The sequence below is a fragment of the Blastochloris sulfoviridis genome, assembly GCF_008630065.1.
GTDB lineage: Bacteria > Pseudomonadota > Alphaproteobacteria > Rhizobiales > Xanthobacteraceae > Blastochloris > Blastochloris sulfoviridis.
The window spans coordinates 24,720-38,859 of sequence record NZ_VWPL01000019.1 but is presented as its reverse complement, the minus strand read 5'-3'; the positions used below and the strand labels follow the sequence as shown (position 1 = coordinate 38,859).

At 70.9% G+C, this 14,140-nt stretch carries 9 protein-coding genes; 5 read left to right on the top strand and 4 right to left on the bottom strand.

The genetic code is table 11. From position 1 onward, the window contains the following. Positions 1–18: 18 nt before the first annotated feature. The 5 genes from F1193_RS11405 (at position 19) to F1193_RS11385 (ending at position 9,995) form a co-directional block, all read left to right on the top strand. The gene (locus F1193_RS11405) at positions 19–2,184 is read left to right on the top strand and encodes a PAS domain-containing sensor histidine kinase (protein WP_246164338.1); all 2,166 of its coding nucleotides are present in this window, start codon (positions 19–21) and stop codon (positions 2,182–2,184) included. 427 nt (positions 2,185–2,611) lie between these two features. Beyond that, positions 2,612–4,165: a Do family serine endopeptidase gene (locus F1193_RS11400; protein ID WP_150097824.1), complete on the top strand. Its 1,554-nt coding sequence runs from the start codon at positions 2,612–2,614 to the stop codon at positions 4,163–4,165. 748 nt (positions 4,166–4,913) lie between these two features. Beyond that, the gene (locus F1193_RS11395) at positions 4,914–5,639 is read left to right on the top strand and encodes a response regulator transcription factor (RefSeq protein ID WP_281287241.1); all 726 of its coding nucleotides are present in this window, start codon (positions 4,914–4,916) and stop codon (positions 5,637–5,639) included. After that, entirely contained in the window at positions 5,623–7,026 is a 1,404-nt protein-coding gene (locus F1193_RS11390) for a sensor histidine kinase (protein ID WP_150097822.1), read from the top strand. Before F1193_RS11395 ends, F1193_RS11390 begins: the two co-directional genes overlap by 17 nt. Then, a complete protein-coding gene (locus F1193_RS11385) occupies positions 7,023–9,995 on the top strand; it encodes a bifunctional [glutamine synthetase] adenylyltransferase/[glutamine synthetase]-adenylyl-L-tyrosine phosphorylase (RefSeq protein WP_150097820.1) in 2,973 nt (990 codons plus the stop codon). The genes F1193_RS11390 and F1193_RS11385 overlap by 4 nt, the downstream gene beginning before the upstream one ends. Before the next feature lie 364 nt (positions 9,996–10,359). Here the strand turns inward: F1193_RS11385 and F1193_RS11380 are convergent, their stop codons facing one another. The 4 genes from F1193_RS11380 to F1193_RS11365 form a co-directional block, all read right to left on the bottom strand. Continuing rightward, entirely contained in the window at positions 10,360–11,040 is a 681-nt protein-coding gene (locus F1193_RS11380) for a response regulator transcription factor (protein WP_150097819.1), read from the bottom strand. 80 nt (positions 11,041–11,120) lie between these two features. After that, positions 11,121–12,191: a linear amide C-N hydrolase gene (locus F1193_RS11375; RefSeq protein ID WP_150097871.1), complete on the bottom strand. Its 1,071-nt coding sequence runs from the start codon at positions 12,189–12,191 to the stop codon at positions 11,121–11,123. Positions 12,192–12,493: 302 nt separating this feature from the next. Beyond that, positions 12,494–12,994: a hypothetical protein gene (locus F1193_RS11370; RefSeq protein ID WP_150097817.1), complete on the bottom strand. Its 501-nt coding sequence runs from the start codon at positions 12,992–12,994 to the stop codon at positions 12,494–12,496. 138 nt (positions 12,995–13,132) lie between these two features. Then, on the bottom strand, positions 13,133–14,080 hold the full coding sequence (locus F1193_RS11365) for a hypothetical protein (RefSeq protein WP_150097815.1): 948 nt from the start codon (positions 14,078–14,080) through the stop codon (positions 13,133–13,135). Positions 14,081–14,140 lie beyond the last annotated feature (60 nt).

The following is a 14,140-nucleotide window of genomic DNA, read 5'->3' as shown; positions in this document are numbered from 1 at the left end:
CGGCTCAAGCTTGAGCCTATGCTGCGTCGCGCGGTTCCCGTTCTCATCCTGCTGTTTCTGGTGACCATCGGCATCGGCGCGCTGGTGCAGATCAACGATGGCCGTTTCCGGGCGATGGCGGTCGCCAAGAACGACATCGAGATGATCGCCCACGCCGTCACCGACGATCTGCTGGCAGCCGCCTCCAGCGCCAGCGCCGCGCTGATGCTGTCGCTGCCGAAGAGCGTCGTCGGCCGCAGCGTGCTGGTCGCCGACCGCACGGGCCGCATCGTCGGCGCCTGGCCGGACCCGCATCCCGCGAAGGGCCATACGCTGGCCGATGTGCTCGGCACCGGCCAGCCCCTCACCACCTTCGCCGAGCAGGCGGGCGTGCTGCAGGTGGTGCTCGCCGACGGCACCGAGGCGCTCGCCATGGTGCGCGCGCTCAAGGGCCACTACGGGCAGGTGGCGGTGATCCAGGACGTCGACGCAGTGCTCGACGAATGGCGCTTGGACGCCGCCCTGCTGGTCACGCTGTTCTCGACCACCGGCGGCATTCTGCTGATCCTCGGCTTCGCCTTCCACTGGCAGTCGCTGCGCGCGCACGAGGCCGACGCCATCTACGAGACGGTGCGCCAGCGCGTCGACACAGCGCTCAATCGCGGCCGCTGCGGCCTGTGGGACTGGGATCTGGCGCGCGGGCGGATCTTCTGGTCGGACTCGATGTTCCAGCTTCTCGGGCTCGTGCCGCGCGGCGAGATGCTGTCGTTCGGCGAGATCGCCGGGCTGGTGCATGCCGAGGATGGCGACCTCTACGAGCTTGCCACCCAGCTCGTCGGCTCCGAGGACGGCGCCATCGACCGCGTGTTCCGCATGCGCCACGTCTGCGGCGAGTGGCTGTGGCTGCGCTTCCGCTGCGAGGTGGTGCGCGACGAGGGCGAGGCCGAGCCGCGCCTCGTCGGCATCGCCGTCGACATCAGCGAGCAGAAGCGCCTCGTCGACGCCACCGAGACCGCCGATGCGCGCCTGCGCGACGCCATCGAGGCGATCTCCGCCGCCTTCGCGCTGTGGGACGCCGACAAGCGGCTGGTGCTGTGCAATTCGCAGTACCAGAAGCTGCACGGCCTGCCGAACAGCCACGTGCAGCCCGGCACCGAGCTGCAGCAGGTCACCGCCGCCAGCCGCTACGCCATCATCCGCACCCACATCCACGACCATGGCGGCGACGAGGCCGGCTGCCGCACCTTCGAGGCCGAGCTTGAGGACGGCCGCTGGTTCCAGATCGCCGAGCGCGCCACCAAGGACGGCGGCTTCGTGTCGGTCGGCACCGACATCACCGCCCGCAAGCGCCACGAGGACCGCCTGCTCGACAGCGAGCGGCGGCTGATGGCGACGGTGGCGGATCTGCGCAAGTCGCAGCAGACGCTCGAAACCCAGACCCAGCAGCTCGCCGACCTCGCCGGCAAGTACGCCCGCGAGAAGACCCGCGCCGAGGAGGCCAACCGCGCCAAGTCCGAATTCCTGGCCAATATGAGCCACGAGCTGCGCACGCCGCTCAACGCCATCATCGGCTTCTCCGAGATCATGGAGAACGGCATGTTCGGCGCGCTCGATCCCAAATACAACGAGTACTGCCAGGACATCCGGCTGAGCGGCCAGCACCTGCTCAACGTGATCAACGACATTCTCGACATGTCGAAGATCGAGGCCGGGCGCATGCTGGTCCACCCCGAGGCGGTGCGGCTCGACGCGGTGGTGGCCGAGACGCTGCGCGCGGTCTCGGTGCCGGCCGGCGACAAGAGGCTGGCGGTCGCGGCCCGCATCGATCCCGACACGGTGCTGCACGCCGACCGCCGGGCGGTAAAGCAGATCATGCTGCACCTGTTGTCCAACGCCGTGAAGTTCACGCCCGAGGGCGGCGCGGTCAGCGTGCGGGCGCGCGCCTGGGGCGGCATCGCGCTCGTGGTGATCGAGGACACCGGCATCGGCATTCCCAAGGCGGCGATGGCGCGGCTCGGCCGCCCGTTCGAGCAGGTGCAGAGCCAGTTCACCAAGAGCCACAAGGGTTCCGGCCTGGGCTTGGCGATCGCCATGTCGCTGGTCGAGCTGCACCGCGGCGCGGTCAAGATCCGCTCGTCCGAGGGCCGCGGCACCAAGGTGATGCTGCGCCTGCCACTCTACCCCGCCCAGCGCGCGGCGGCATGAGGCGGCGGAGGCGGTCTCCGGCGCGCGCCGTAGGGCGCAATAGCGAAGCGTATTGCGCCGGTCATGCCGGCCGGCGGTGATGGTCAAATGGCGGAATACGCTGCGTTATTGCGCCCTACGCCTCCTCAAGCCGTCGTCCCGGGCAGCACCGCAGGTGCGCGACCCGGGATCGTTCTCCGGAAGGGGTGCCTTTTCCGGATGACGATCCCGGCTCGGCGCTGCGCGCCGTCCGGGATGACGGGGCACGAAGCTGGACGATCCCGGCTCTCTGGCGCTCGGCCGGGATGACAGGCGGCGGCAGGTTAACCTTACGGACCTGACGAGGTTACGAAATTTTCATCGATGCGCCAGCCCGCGGTAAGGTGCGCGGCGTCAATCTCTCCAGCGAACCGGGGCGCAACGCCCTGAACGGAGAGAGACGACCATCATGTCCCCCCTTGCGAACTCCCCCCAGTTCGATCCGCCGCCGGCTCGCCGCCGCGGCCGGCTGATGGCTGGCGTGGCCCTGCTGGCGCTGCTCGGCGCCGGCACAGCCGGCCTGTCGCCGCTGATCGTGCGCGACGTCGCGATGGCCGAAACCCAGGTTCAGTCCCAGACGGCCCAGCTCCAGAGCACGCCGAACCGCCTCACCGCCGCCTCGTTCAGCTTTGCGGATGTGGTCGAGCGCGTGCGCCCGGCGGTGGTCAGCGTCAAGGTCAAGTCCCAGCCCGTCGCCGAGCGGATGCAGTTCGACGAGGACGATGCGATGCCGCCGGGCGGCATGGACCGCTTCTTCCGCGAGTTCGGCGAGCGGTTCGGCCGCTCCCCGCACGGCTTCGGCCCGCCGCGGCCGCCGCACCGCTTCGGCCAGTCGCAGGGCTCCGGCTTCTTCATCACCCCCGACGGCTATGTGGTGACCAACAACCACGTCGTCGACAACGCCGTGAGCGTCGAGGTGGTCACCGACGACGGCCGCACCCTCACCGCCAAGGTGGTCGGCACCGATCCGCGCACCGACCTTGCCTTGCTCAAGATCGACGGCGACGGCCCGTTCCCGTTCGTCACGCTCGGCGCCAAGACGCCGCGCATCGGCGACTGGGTGGTGGCGGTCGGCAATCCGTTCGGCCTCGGCGGCACGGTCACCGCCGGCATCGTCTCGGCGCGCGGCCGCGACATCGGCTCGGGCCCCTATGACGACTTCGTCCAGATCGACGCGCCGGTGAACCGCGGCAATTCGGGCGGCCCGACCTTCAACCTCGACGGCGAGGTGATCGGCGTCAACACCGCCATCTTCTCGCCGTCGGGCGGCAGCGTCGGCATCGCCTTCGCCATCCCCGCCGACACGGTGCGGACGGTGGTCGCCAGCCTGCGCGAGAACGGCACGGTCACCCGCGGCTGGATCGGCGTGCAGATCCAGCCCGTGAACACCGACCTCGCCGACAGCCTGGGCCTCGCCAAGGCGCAGGGCGCGCTGGTGACCGAGCCGCAGGCCGGCGGCCCCGCCGCCAAGGCCGGCATCAAGAGCGGCGACGTCATCACCGCGGTCAATGGCAAGCCGGTGAAGGACGCCCGCGACCTCGCCAAGCAGATCGCCGCCGAGAAGCCGGGCGAGCCGATCAAGCTCACCGTGGTCAGCGACCGCAAGGAGCGCACCATCGAGCTCACGCCGGGCAAGTTCCCCGACGAGCAGCGCGCCCAGCGCGCCGACAGCGAGGATAGCGCGGGCGACCGCGATATCCCCCGCCTCGGCCTCACGCTGGCGCCGGGGCCGGGCGGCAAGGGCGTGGCGGTGCGCGACGTCGAGCCGGACAGTCCGGCCGCGACCGCCGGCCTGCGCGACGGCGACCTGATCCTCGACGTCAATGGCCGCACCGTGACGAGCGCCAGCGACGTGCGCGATGCCCTCGAAGCGGCCCGCAAGGACAAGCGCCGCACCGTGCTGGTGCGGGTCAAGACCGGCGGCTCCAGCCGGTTCGTCGCCCTTCAGGTCGGTCAATCCTAAGAGCATTCTCCGCAAAAGTGGGAACCGGTTTTGCGAAAGAGAATGCGACAACTCAAAAACTTGGAGCGTCAGAGAAGGTTTTGGAGCGTCTGATCGGATGACGCTCCTGGTCGGCTCAGACCGACCGTTCACAGGTGCCACTGCTCGGTCCGTCCCCGACCGACAGACGTTGCGCTCGGCGGAGTTCCCCGTCGCCCCCCTACCCCGCCGGGCGCCATGGGCGGGAGGCCGTTGCCTCCCGCCCATACTTCTTCGTTTTCGGGTGGCGGGAGGCAGTTGCCTCCCGCCCATACTTCTTCGTTTTCGGGTGGCGGGAGGCAGTTGCCTCCCGCCCATACTTCTCGTTTCCGGGTGGCGGGAGGCAGTTGCCTCCCGCCCATACTTCTCGTTCCCGGGTGGCGGGAGGCAGCTGCCTCCCGCCCATACTTTTTCTGGCGGGCTGCGGGTGATCGCTCGGCCCCTTTTCCCTCTCCCCTTGCGGGAGAGGGTGCCGAGCGATCGAAGATCGCGAGGCGGGTGAGGGGTAAATTCCCCAGCGCACGCCGTATGTACCCCTCACCCGGCGCGACCTCGCTGACGCTCGGTCTCGCCACCCTCTCCCGCAAGGGGAGAGGGAAAAGGGGGGCCTGACCGGAAACATGGGTGACAGCTCAGACCGACGACAGGGGTGACAGGCTTATGGCCGGCCGGAAGGCTCAAACGCCGCCGGGGCCGTTCTTTACGGCCCGGTCTGGAAGAGGATAGTGCGATGTCCGTCTGCCGAGTCGCCGCTGCGGCGCCGCTGGAGTCCGTCATGCGCATTCTGGTGATCGAGGATGACATCGCCGCCGCCGAGTACATCGTCAAGGCGTTCGGCGAATCCGGCCACCTCGCCGACCATGCCGCCGACGGCGAGGACGGGCTGCACATGGCCCGCGAGGGCGACTACGACGTGCTGGTGGTCGACCGCATGCTGCCCAAGCGCGACGGCCTGTCGGTGATCGAGACGCTGCGCGCCGAGGACCGCCAGACCCCGGTGCTGATCCTCTCGGCCCTCGGCCAGGTGGACGACCGGGTGCGGGGCCTGCGGGCCGGCGGCGACGACTATCTGCCCAAGCCCTACGCCTTCTCCGAGCTGCTCGCCCGCGTCGAGGCGCTGGCCCGCCGCCGCACCCCGGCGGCGGCTGCGACCGTGCTCAAGGTCGCCGATCTCGAGCTCGACCGCCTCGCCCGCCGGGTCACCCGCGCCGGCACCGAGATCGTGCTGCAGCCGCGCGAGTTCCGCCTGCTCGAATATCTGATGACCCATGCCGGCCAGGTGGTGACCCGCACCATGCTGCTGGAGAACGTCTGGGACTATCATTTCGACCCGCAGACCAACGTCATCGACGTCCATATCTCCCGGCTGCGCTCGAAGATCGACAAGGGCTTCTCCAAGCCCCTGCTGCACACCATGCGCGGGGCGGGATACGTGATCCGTGACGGCATTCGGTAAGCTTCTCCGCACCACGGCCTTCAAGATCATGGCCGTGTATCTGGCCGTGTTCCTGGCCTTCGCCGCCACGCTGGTGGCCTATCTCGGCTGGCACACCCAGGTGCTGCTGTTCAGCCAGGTCCAGGAGACGCTCGACGCCGAGATCGCGGCGCTGTCGGACATCTATTCCCGCGGCGGCATCCGCCGTCTGGCGGCGGTGGTCGACTGGCGCTCGCGCCAGCCCGGCTCCAACATCTATCTGCTCACCACCTTCCAGGGCGAGACGCTGGCCGGCAACATCGCCGAGCTGCCGGGCAGCCATCTGTCCGCCGAAGGGTGGGCGGACATCCGCTACCGCCGGATGGAGGAGGCCGACGGCCGCGAGCTGCGCGCCATGGCCCGCGCCTTCGTGCTGCCCGGCGGCTTTCGGCTGGTGATCGGCCGCGACCTCGAGGAGCGCGAGAAGGTGCATGCCGTGCTGGCGCGGCCGATGCGCTGGGCCCTGGCGGTGGTGCTGATCCTGGGGATCACCGGCGGCGCCTTCGTCACCACCCGCGTGCTGCGGCGGGTCGACGCCATCGGCGCCTCGGCCAAGGCGATCATGGACGGCAATCTCAGCGAACGCCTGCCGGTCGCCGGCACCGGCGACGAGTTCGACCGGCTCGGCTCCTCGCTCAATGCCATGCTGGAGCGCATCGAGGGCCTGATGCGCGGGCTGAAGGAGGTGTCCGACAACATCGCCCATGACCTCAAGACGCCGCTGACCCGGCTGCGCAACCGCGCCGAGGAGGCGCTGCGCACCGCCCGGACCGAGGACGACTGGCGGGCGGCGCTGGAGGACACTATCGCCGAGGCCGACGGCCTGATCGGCACCTTCAACGCCCTGCTGATGATCGCCCGCGCCGAGGCCGGCCGCGTCGACGGCGAGATGACCGACCTCGACGCCGCCGAGGTCGTCCAGACCGTCGGCGAGCTCTACGAGCCGGTGGCCGAGGAGAAGGCGGTGACCCTGATCGTCGATGCACCCGAGCCGGTGCCGCTCAGCGGCAGCCGCGAGCTGATCGGCCAGGCGCTGGCCAACCTGGTCGACAACGCCCTCAAATACGGCCTGCCGCAGGACGGCGAGGCCGGAGAGCGCGAGATCACCATCGCCGTCCGCAACGACGGCGACGTCGTCGTGCTCACGGTCGCCGACCGCGGCCCCGGCATCGACGCCGACGACCGCGAGCGGGCGGTCGAACGATTCGTGCGCCTGGAATCCTCGCGCTCGCGGCCGGGCTCCGGGCTCGGCCTGTCGCTGGCGGCGGCGGTGGCCCGCCTGCATGGCGGTATCCTGGCCCTTGCCGACAATTCCCCAGGCCTGAAGGTGGTGATCCTGCTGCCGCGGGGTGCTACACAGGCGGCATGACTCGCCCTGCTGCTCCCCGATCAACCGCCGCCGGTCCGGCGCTCGCGGCGCCAGCGCTTGCCGCACGCCTGACCACGGCGCCCCAGGTGGCCGACCCTGCCCAGGCGGAACGGCGCCTGGACGACCTCCTGCAACACGGCGATCTCGCCGCCCTGGTTGGCGCAAATCCGCTGATTCGCCCGCTGCTTGCGGCCATTGCCGGCGGCTCGCCCTTCCTGTTCGAGCTCGCGGCGAACGATCCGCCCCGGCTCGTCCGGCTGCTGGCGGGCACGCCGGAGGAGCGCCTGCCCGCTCTGATCGCCGAGACGCGCGCCGCGGTGGCGGCCGCCGCCGACGATGCCGGGGCCATGCGCGCGCTGCGGCTGATGAAGCAGGAGGCGGCGCTGATGATCGCGCTCGCCGACATCGGCGGGGTGTGGGATCTCGCCCAGGTCACCGGCGCGCTGACCGAGATCGCCGACGCCGCCGTGCAGGCGGCGCTGCGCCGGCTCTTGGCCGCCGCTGCGGCCGAGGGCAAGCTCGTGCCGCCCGATCCCGACCAGCCCGAGGCCGGCTGCGGCTATGCGGTGCTGGCGATGGGCAAGATGGGCGCGGGCGAGCTGAACTACTCGTCGGACATCGACCTCGTGGTGTTCTACGATCGCGAGCGCGCCCCGCTCGGCCGCGGCGCCGAGGCCGGGCTGCTGTTCGTGCGCATCACCCGCGGCCTGGTCAAGCTGCTGCAGGAGCGCACCGCCGACGGCTACGTGTTCCGCGTCGACCTGCGCCTGCGTCCCGACCCGGCCTCCACCCAGATCGCCATCGCCACCGATTCCGGCCTCAATTACTACGAGCGCGAAGGCCAGACCTGGGAGCGCTCGGCCTACATCAAGGCCCGCCCCTGCGCCGGCGACCTCGCGGTGGGCGCCGATTTCCTGGAGGACCTCGCGCCCTTCGTCTGGCGGCGCTTCCTCGATTACGCCGCCATCGCCGACGTCCATTCGATGAAGCGGCAGATCCACGCCTATCGCGGCCATGACGAGATCGCGGTGGAGGGCCACAACGTCAAGCTCGGCCGCGGCGGCATCCGCGAGATCGAGTTCTTCGCCCAGACCCAGCAGCTCATCGTCGGCGGCCGCAACGCGCACCTGCGGCTGCGCCAGACCTTGCCGGCGCTCGATGCGCTGGCCGCGGGCGGCTGGATCGCCGCCGAGGCGCGCGACGAGCTGACCCAAGCCTACGTCTTCCTGCGCGCGGTCGAGCACCGGCTGCAGATGGTGGCCGACGAGCAGACGCAGTCGCTGCCGGAGGAGAAGGCCGCGCTCGACGCCTTCGCCCGCTTCTTCGGCTATGACGGGCGCGATGCCTTCGCCGAGGCCATCCTGCCGCATCTGCGCGTGGTGCAGCGCCATTATGCCGGCCTGTTCGAGGATGCGCCGCCGGCCGCCCAGGTCGAGGGCGCCTTCCGCTTCCCCGAAGATCGCGACGACAAGGAGACCCTCGATACGCTCAAGGGCCTCGGCTTCAAGGATCCGCTGGCGGCGAGCTTCATCGTGCGCGAATGGCTGGCCGGCCGGCCGCGGGCGCTGCGCAGCGAGGCGCCGCGCGCGCTGCTCTCCGAGCTGGTGCCGGCGCTGCTCGACGGCTTCGCCAAGAGCGGCAATGCCGATGTCGCGCTCGCCACCTTCGACCGCTTCGTCTGTGCGCTGACCGGCACGCTGCGCCTGTTCACGCTGCTGCGCCGCAACCCCGACCTGGTGCAGCTTCTGGCCTCGGTGATGGGCACCGCCCCGCGCGTCGCCGACATGCTGGCGCGCCGGCCGCAGGTGCTCGACGCGCTGCTCGATCCCGCCTTCTTCGGCCCGCTGCCCGACCGCGACACCCAGGAGAAGCGCTTCGCCGCCACGCTGGCCGACGCGACGAGCGACGAGGATTTCCTCGACCGCATCCGCCTGCTCGGCCAGGAGCAGAAGGTGCTGATCGCCGTGCGCGTGCTGTCGGGCACGCTCACCGCGACGCAGGCCGGCGAGGCCTATGCCCGCCTCGCGGTGGCGCTGGTGCGCTTCCTGCACGCCCATGTGCTGGAGCGTTTCGCCGCGCTGCACGGCCGCGTGCCCGGCATGTCGATGGCGGTGCTGGCGCTCGGCAAGCTCGGCGGCCGCGAGATGACCGCGAGCTCCGACCTCGACCTGATCGTGCTCTACGAGTTCGACGCCGAGCATCCGGACTCCGACGGCGACCGCCCACTCTACGGCGCGCAGTATTTCGCCCGCTTCACCCAGCGGCTGATCAACGCGCTGACCGTGCAGACCAATGTCGGCAGCCTCTATGACGTCGACATGCGGCTGCGCCCCTCCGGCCGCTCGGGGCCGCTCGCCGCCTCGCTGGAGAGCTTCCGCAGCTACCAGCTCACCGAGGCCTGGACCTGGGAGCACATGGCGCTGACGCGGGCGCGGGTGATCTCGGGCCCGGCCGATTTCGCCGCCCGCGTCGAGGCCTCCATCCGCGAGGTGCTGGCGCGGCCGCGCGAGCCGGTGGCCACCGCCGGCGACGTGGTGGAGATGCGCCGCGCCATCGCCGAGGAGAAGGGCGAGAACGATCCGTGGGATCTCAAGCACGCCGCCGGCGGGCTGGTCGATCTCGAATTCATCGCCCAGTATCTGCAGCTCGTGCACGGCACCGAGCTGCCCGAGCTGTTCAACACCAACACCGCCCGCGTGCTCGACGCCGCCGCCCGCCTCGGCCTGATCCCGGCCGCCGACGCCGAGACGCTGCGCGACGCGGCGCGTCTCTACCAGAACCTGACGCAGGTGCTGCGGCTGTGCCTCGCCGCGCCGTTCGACCCCGCCGCCGCCGGGCCCAATCTGCTGACGCTGTTGACGCGGGCCGGCGACGTGCCCGATTTCCCGACGCTGGACGCCCACCTGCGCGAGACGCAGGCGCGCGTGCGCGCCGCCTTCGACCGCATCCTCGGCGTCCCGCCGGCTTGAGGCGGCGGCCGTCGCCCGTCATCCCGGGCGAGCGTCAGCGAGACCCGGGATCGTCATCCGGGAAAGCAACCCCTTCCTGAACACGGTCCCGGCTCGGCGCTACGCGCCGTCCGGGACGACGACCTCTCCCCGCGTCATCCCGGGCGAGCGCCAGCGAGACCCGGGATCGTCCTCCGGAAAGGCCCCCGTCCTGAACACGGTCCCGGCTCGGCGCTGCGCGCCGTCCGGGACGACGATCTCTCCCCGCGTCATCCCGGGCGAGCGCCAGCGAGACCCGGGATCGTCCTCCGGAAAAGCGACCCCGTCCTGATGACGGCCCCGGCTCCTCGCTACGCTCGGTCCGGGGCGACGATCTCTCCCCGAGTCATCCGGGTGCCCCGGCCGCGGCCGGTGCCGTCACCATGTAGCCGAGGCCGCGCACGGTCTGGATCACCTCGACGCCGAGCTTCTTGCGCAGGCGGCCGACGAACACCTCGATGGTGTTGGAATCGCGGTCGAAATCCTGGTCGTACAGGTGCTCGACGATCTCGGCGCGCGACACCACCCGGCCCTGCTGGTGCATCAGATAGGCGAGCAGCCGGTATTCGTGCGAGGTGAGCCGCACCGGCGCGCCGGTCACCGTGACGCGCCCGGCGCGGGCGTCGAGCCGCACCGGGCCGCACGTGAACTCGCTGGTGGCCTGGCCGGCGGCCCGGCGCAGCAGCGCGCGCAGCCGCGCCAGCAGCTCCTCCATGTGGAAGGGCTTGGGCACGTAGTCGTCGGCGCCGGCATCGAAGCCCTGCACCTTCTCGCTCCAGCGGTCGCGGGCGGTGAGGATCAGCACCGGCATGGTGCGGCCGGCCCGCCGCCACGCCTCCAGCACCGAGATGCCGTCCCGCTTCGGCAGGCCGAGATCGAGCACGATGGCGTCGTAGGGCTCGGTGTCGCCGAGGAACTGGCCCTCCTCGCCGTCGAAGGCGCGGTCGACGGCGTAGCCCGCCGCCTCCAGCGCGGCGACGAGCTGGCGGTTGAGATCGGGGTCGTCCTCGATGACAAGCAGGCGCATCCGGGAACTATAGCGCAGCCTTTTCGGCGGGATCGCGGCATCCACCGCGATCCGGCCCTGCCGGCTCGCCTGCGCCGGTCCTACTTCACCGACGCCGGAAGAAACTTGAACGGCTCCGCCGGCTCGAACTGCGTGGCGGCGTTGCCGGAATAGACGGCATCGCCGGCCAGCGTGAGCTTCCGGGTCGCGGCTCCCGGCGCGAAGTTCATCTCCGACACATTGACCCAGAATATGCTCGGGCTGCGCGTCGATTCGAAGTAGTAGCGCTTGTTCTTGTGGTCCGACACCGAGCGCCACAGCGTGGAGGCGATGTTGGGCTGGTCCGGCGTCGAGATGCCGAGCGGCACCGACGCATTGCGGATCACCGAGAACGCACCGGCCACCGCGTCCGTCTCCTTGGACGTCTTCGGGATGGCGTTGATGTAGAACGAGGCCCGCACGAAGCGGTCCGCCGCGCGGTTGGTGCCCGGCAGCATGACGACGCCGCCGATCTCCTCCCAGTAGGCGTTCAGCGCGAGCTGCTGGTCGAAGATCGGGGAATTCGTCATCACCTGGTACTTGCGGCCATGATGGATCACCAGCTTGCCGCCGATGTACTCGAAGATGGCGGAGTCGCCGGTGGGGTCCGAGATCGACAGGTGCACGGTGCCCGGCTCGCCGTCCGGCGTCATCACCGCGACCACGTAGAACGGCTCGGCGCGAAGGGCCTGGACCGCCTCGGCCACCGTCGCATAATTGTCGAGGACATATTGCGCCCAGGCCGAGATCGAGATCGGCGGGCGCTTCTCGCCTGGTGTCGGCGTCTCGTACTCGGCCTCGGCCAAATAGAGCAGGTTGGCCACCAGGCCGCGCTCGTTCATGCCGTCGGCGGTCGCGGCGTCGAACGCCGTGGCGATCAGGCTGCCGTATTTCGAGGTCCAGCGGATGGACTTGGCCCCCGCCGCACCGTCGCGCGCCATGCCCCGCGGAAAGGCCCACAGGTTCGAGCCGATATTGGTCTTCCAGTCCATGCTGCGGATGGTGATGATCGTGTTGTCCGGTCCGAGATAGACCGCGCGGGTGCAGGCCTGCGCCGCCGGCCCCATCGCAACGCCCGCCGCCACCAGGGCGATCAGGCCGGACACGGTGCCGCGCGCGCCTCGAAGGGCCATCGCCCACCGGGTCTGGGCGGGCCTGACGCCGATGCGCCTCGCATCAGCATCCAGCACGCCCGCGGACGTCTGGGACGATTGCATGACAACCTCCTGATCAATGGATGTTCGACCGGCATCGACCCGCGATGCCGCCGGCGCCGTCAGCGGCGCCGACCGAACCCTGCCGTCGCAGCGATTCAATCAGCGCGGGAACAGCTGACAACGTCAGCGCGGCCGTGTGGTTCCTCCCCTTCGCGGCGCCCCGGCGGCCCACGCCGCCGTCCGTGCACCGGCCCCCGGCCCTGCCGCCGGGCCTCGCATCATTTGCGCCCCATCACCTCCTTCAGCGTGTGGCCGCCCATCAGGAAGGTGGTGACGATGCCGGCATAGGCGACGAAGGCGGCGAAGTCGGTGGTCAGCGTCGCGCCGGTGATCGCCTGGACCACCGGCCCGACCAGGAGCTGCCACAGGCCCAGCACCGGCACCGACCAGCCGGCGAGCCGCCGCCAGCCATAGCCGGTCCAGCCCTCGGTCTTCTCGTCGCGCGCAAGCTGCGTGGCGAAGGCCAGCTGGGCGTGGGCGTAGGCGATCAGCTCCGGCCCGTACTCGCGCTCGATGCGCTGGACGATCTGGGCTGCGACGGCGGGGTTCTCGTCGATGGCGGCGCCGATCGCCTCCGGCGTCGCCGGCACGCCCAGCGCGCCACCCAGCGCGCCGCCGATGCGCTCGCCGATGGCGGCGCCGGCCGGCCCGCCGACCAGGCCACCCAGCAGCGAGCCGCCGACCCGGCCGAGCGGCGCGGCAAGATCCGTCCAATCCATGATGCCCTCCTGTCATACCAACGGCCGCGAACGCGGACCGTTGGTTCCGGTCGCGGATTTTCGAGAAATCCTTGATTTACCGAAAGAAAATCTGCGAGAGTCAACGGCCCCACGCGTCAGCGTCTGGGGCCGTTGGTATCAGATAGCGATCTGCGTCCAGGCGCCCTCGGCGTCCGCCGGGGCGGGCAGGCGCGCGCGCTCGGCGGCCCAGCGTTCGGCATGTGCGACCGCTGTGCCGAGCGCCGCGGCCGCCCGCCGGTGCCAGCCGCTGCGCCAGGCGAGCCACAGCGCCAGCACCAAGAGCGCCAGCGCCGCGGCCGTCAGCCCGAGCGCCATCCAGTCGACGCCCGCCACGGCCTCGGCGGACGCGGTGTCGCCGGCCTGCCGGACGGTCTCGACGCCGCCGGCCCCTGCCCCGGCCGTGGCAGCCCCGGCGCCGGTGCGCTGCGCCTGGGCCGCGGCGCGGGCGGCCCCGGCTTCGAGATCGGCCTTCGCCGGCAGCGCCGGGCTCGGCAGCGGCCCCGCACCGTCGAGCGCCAGCACCCGCTGGATCAGCGGCATGACGCCCGGCTGGCGGTCGTCCGCGTTGGGATCGAACGCCCCGTCGGCGATGTACTTGCCGGCCTGCTGCAGGCTTGAGCCGGCCCAGAGATAGGGCGAGCGCAGGCCGCGTCGGCGATAGCCGAAGCCGTTGTAGCGCTCGGCTTCGAACGCCTGCCGGGCCGGCGACCAATCGGCGATGCGGTGCAGCCCCTTCAGCACGCACAGCGCGTCGAACGCGCTGTCGGCGAAGCTGAAGGGCGGCGCGGCCGGCGCCGGAAGGCGGCCCGCCGGCACGTGGACTGTGCGGGCCGTGAGCGGATCGCCATTGTGGAGGTGGCGGCCGGCGCGGCACGAGGACTCGCGCTCCAGCACCGCGCCGAGCCACGGCCACGGCACGCCGGTGCGCGCGGAGGCCGCGAGCAGCATCGGCTTGATCTTGAGGATCCGCCTGGCGGCGGCATCGATGCGCGCCGGGTCGGCGACGGTCATCGTGGCGCAAAGCCTCTCGGCCTCCGCCCGGTAGGCGTCGGTGAAGGACGTCATGTCGATCTCATGAAAAAGCCGCCCCGAGGGGCGGCGGATCAGGGTGCGGCGCGGACGGCG

What these genes read in the sequence shown, in the direction of transcription:
- F1193_RS11405 (WP_246164338.1), top strand. Translation starts at nt 19, where the DNA reads ATGCTGCGTCGCGCGGTTCCCGTTCTCATCCTGCTGTTTCTGGTGACC.
- F1193_RS11400 (WP_150097824.1), top strand. Translation starts at nt 2,612, where the DNA reads ATGTCCCCCCTTGCGAACTCCCCCCAGTTCGATCCGCCGCCGGCTCGC.
- F1193_RS11395 (WP_281287241.1), top strand. Translation starts at nt 4,914, where the DNA reads ATGTCCGTCTGCCGAGTCGCCGCTGCGGCGCCGCTGGAGTCCGTCATG.
- F1193_RS11385 (WP_150097820.1), top strand. Translation starts at nt 7,023, where the DNA reads ATGACTCGCCCTGCTGCTCCCCGATCAACCGCCGCCGGTCCGGCGCTC.
- F1193_RS11380 (WP_150097819.1), bottom strand. Translation starts at nt 11,040, where the DNA reads ATGCGCCTGCTTGTCATCGAGGACGACCCCGATCTCAACCGCCAGCTC.
- F1193_RS11375 (WP_150097871.1), bottom strand. Translation starts at nt 12,191, where the DNA reads ATGGCCCTTCGAGGCGCGCGCGGCACCGTGTCCGGCCTGATCGCCCTG.
- F1193_RS11370 (WP_150097817.1), bottom strand. Translation starts at nt 12,994, where the DNA reads ATGGATTGGACGGATCTTGCCGCGCCGCTCGGCCGGGTCGGCGGCTCG.
- F1193_RS11365 (WP_150097815.1), bottom strand. Translation starts at nt 14,080, where the DNA reads ATGACGTCCTTCACCGACGCCTACCGGGCGGAGGCCGAGAGGCTTTGC.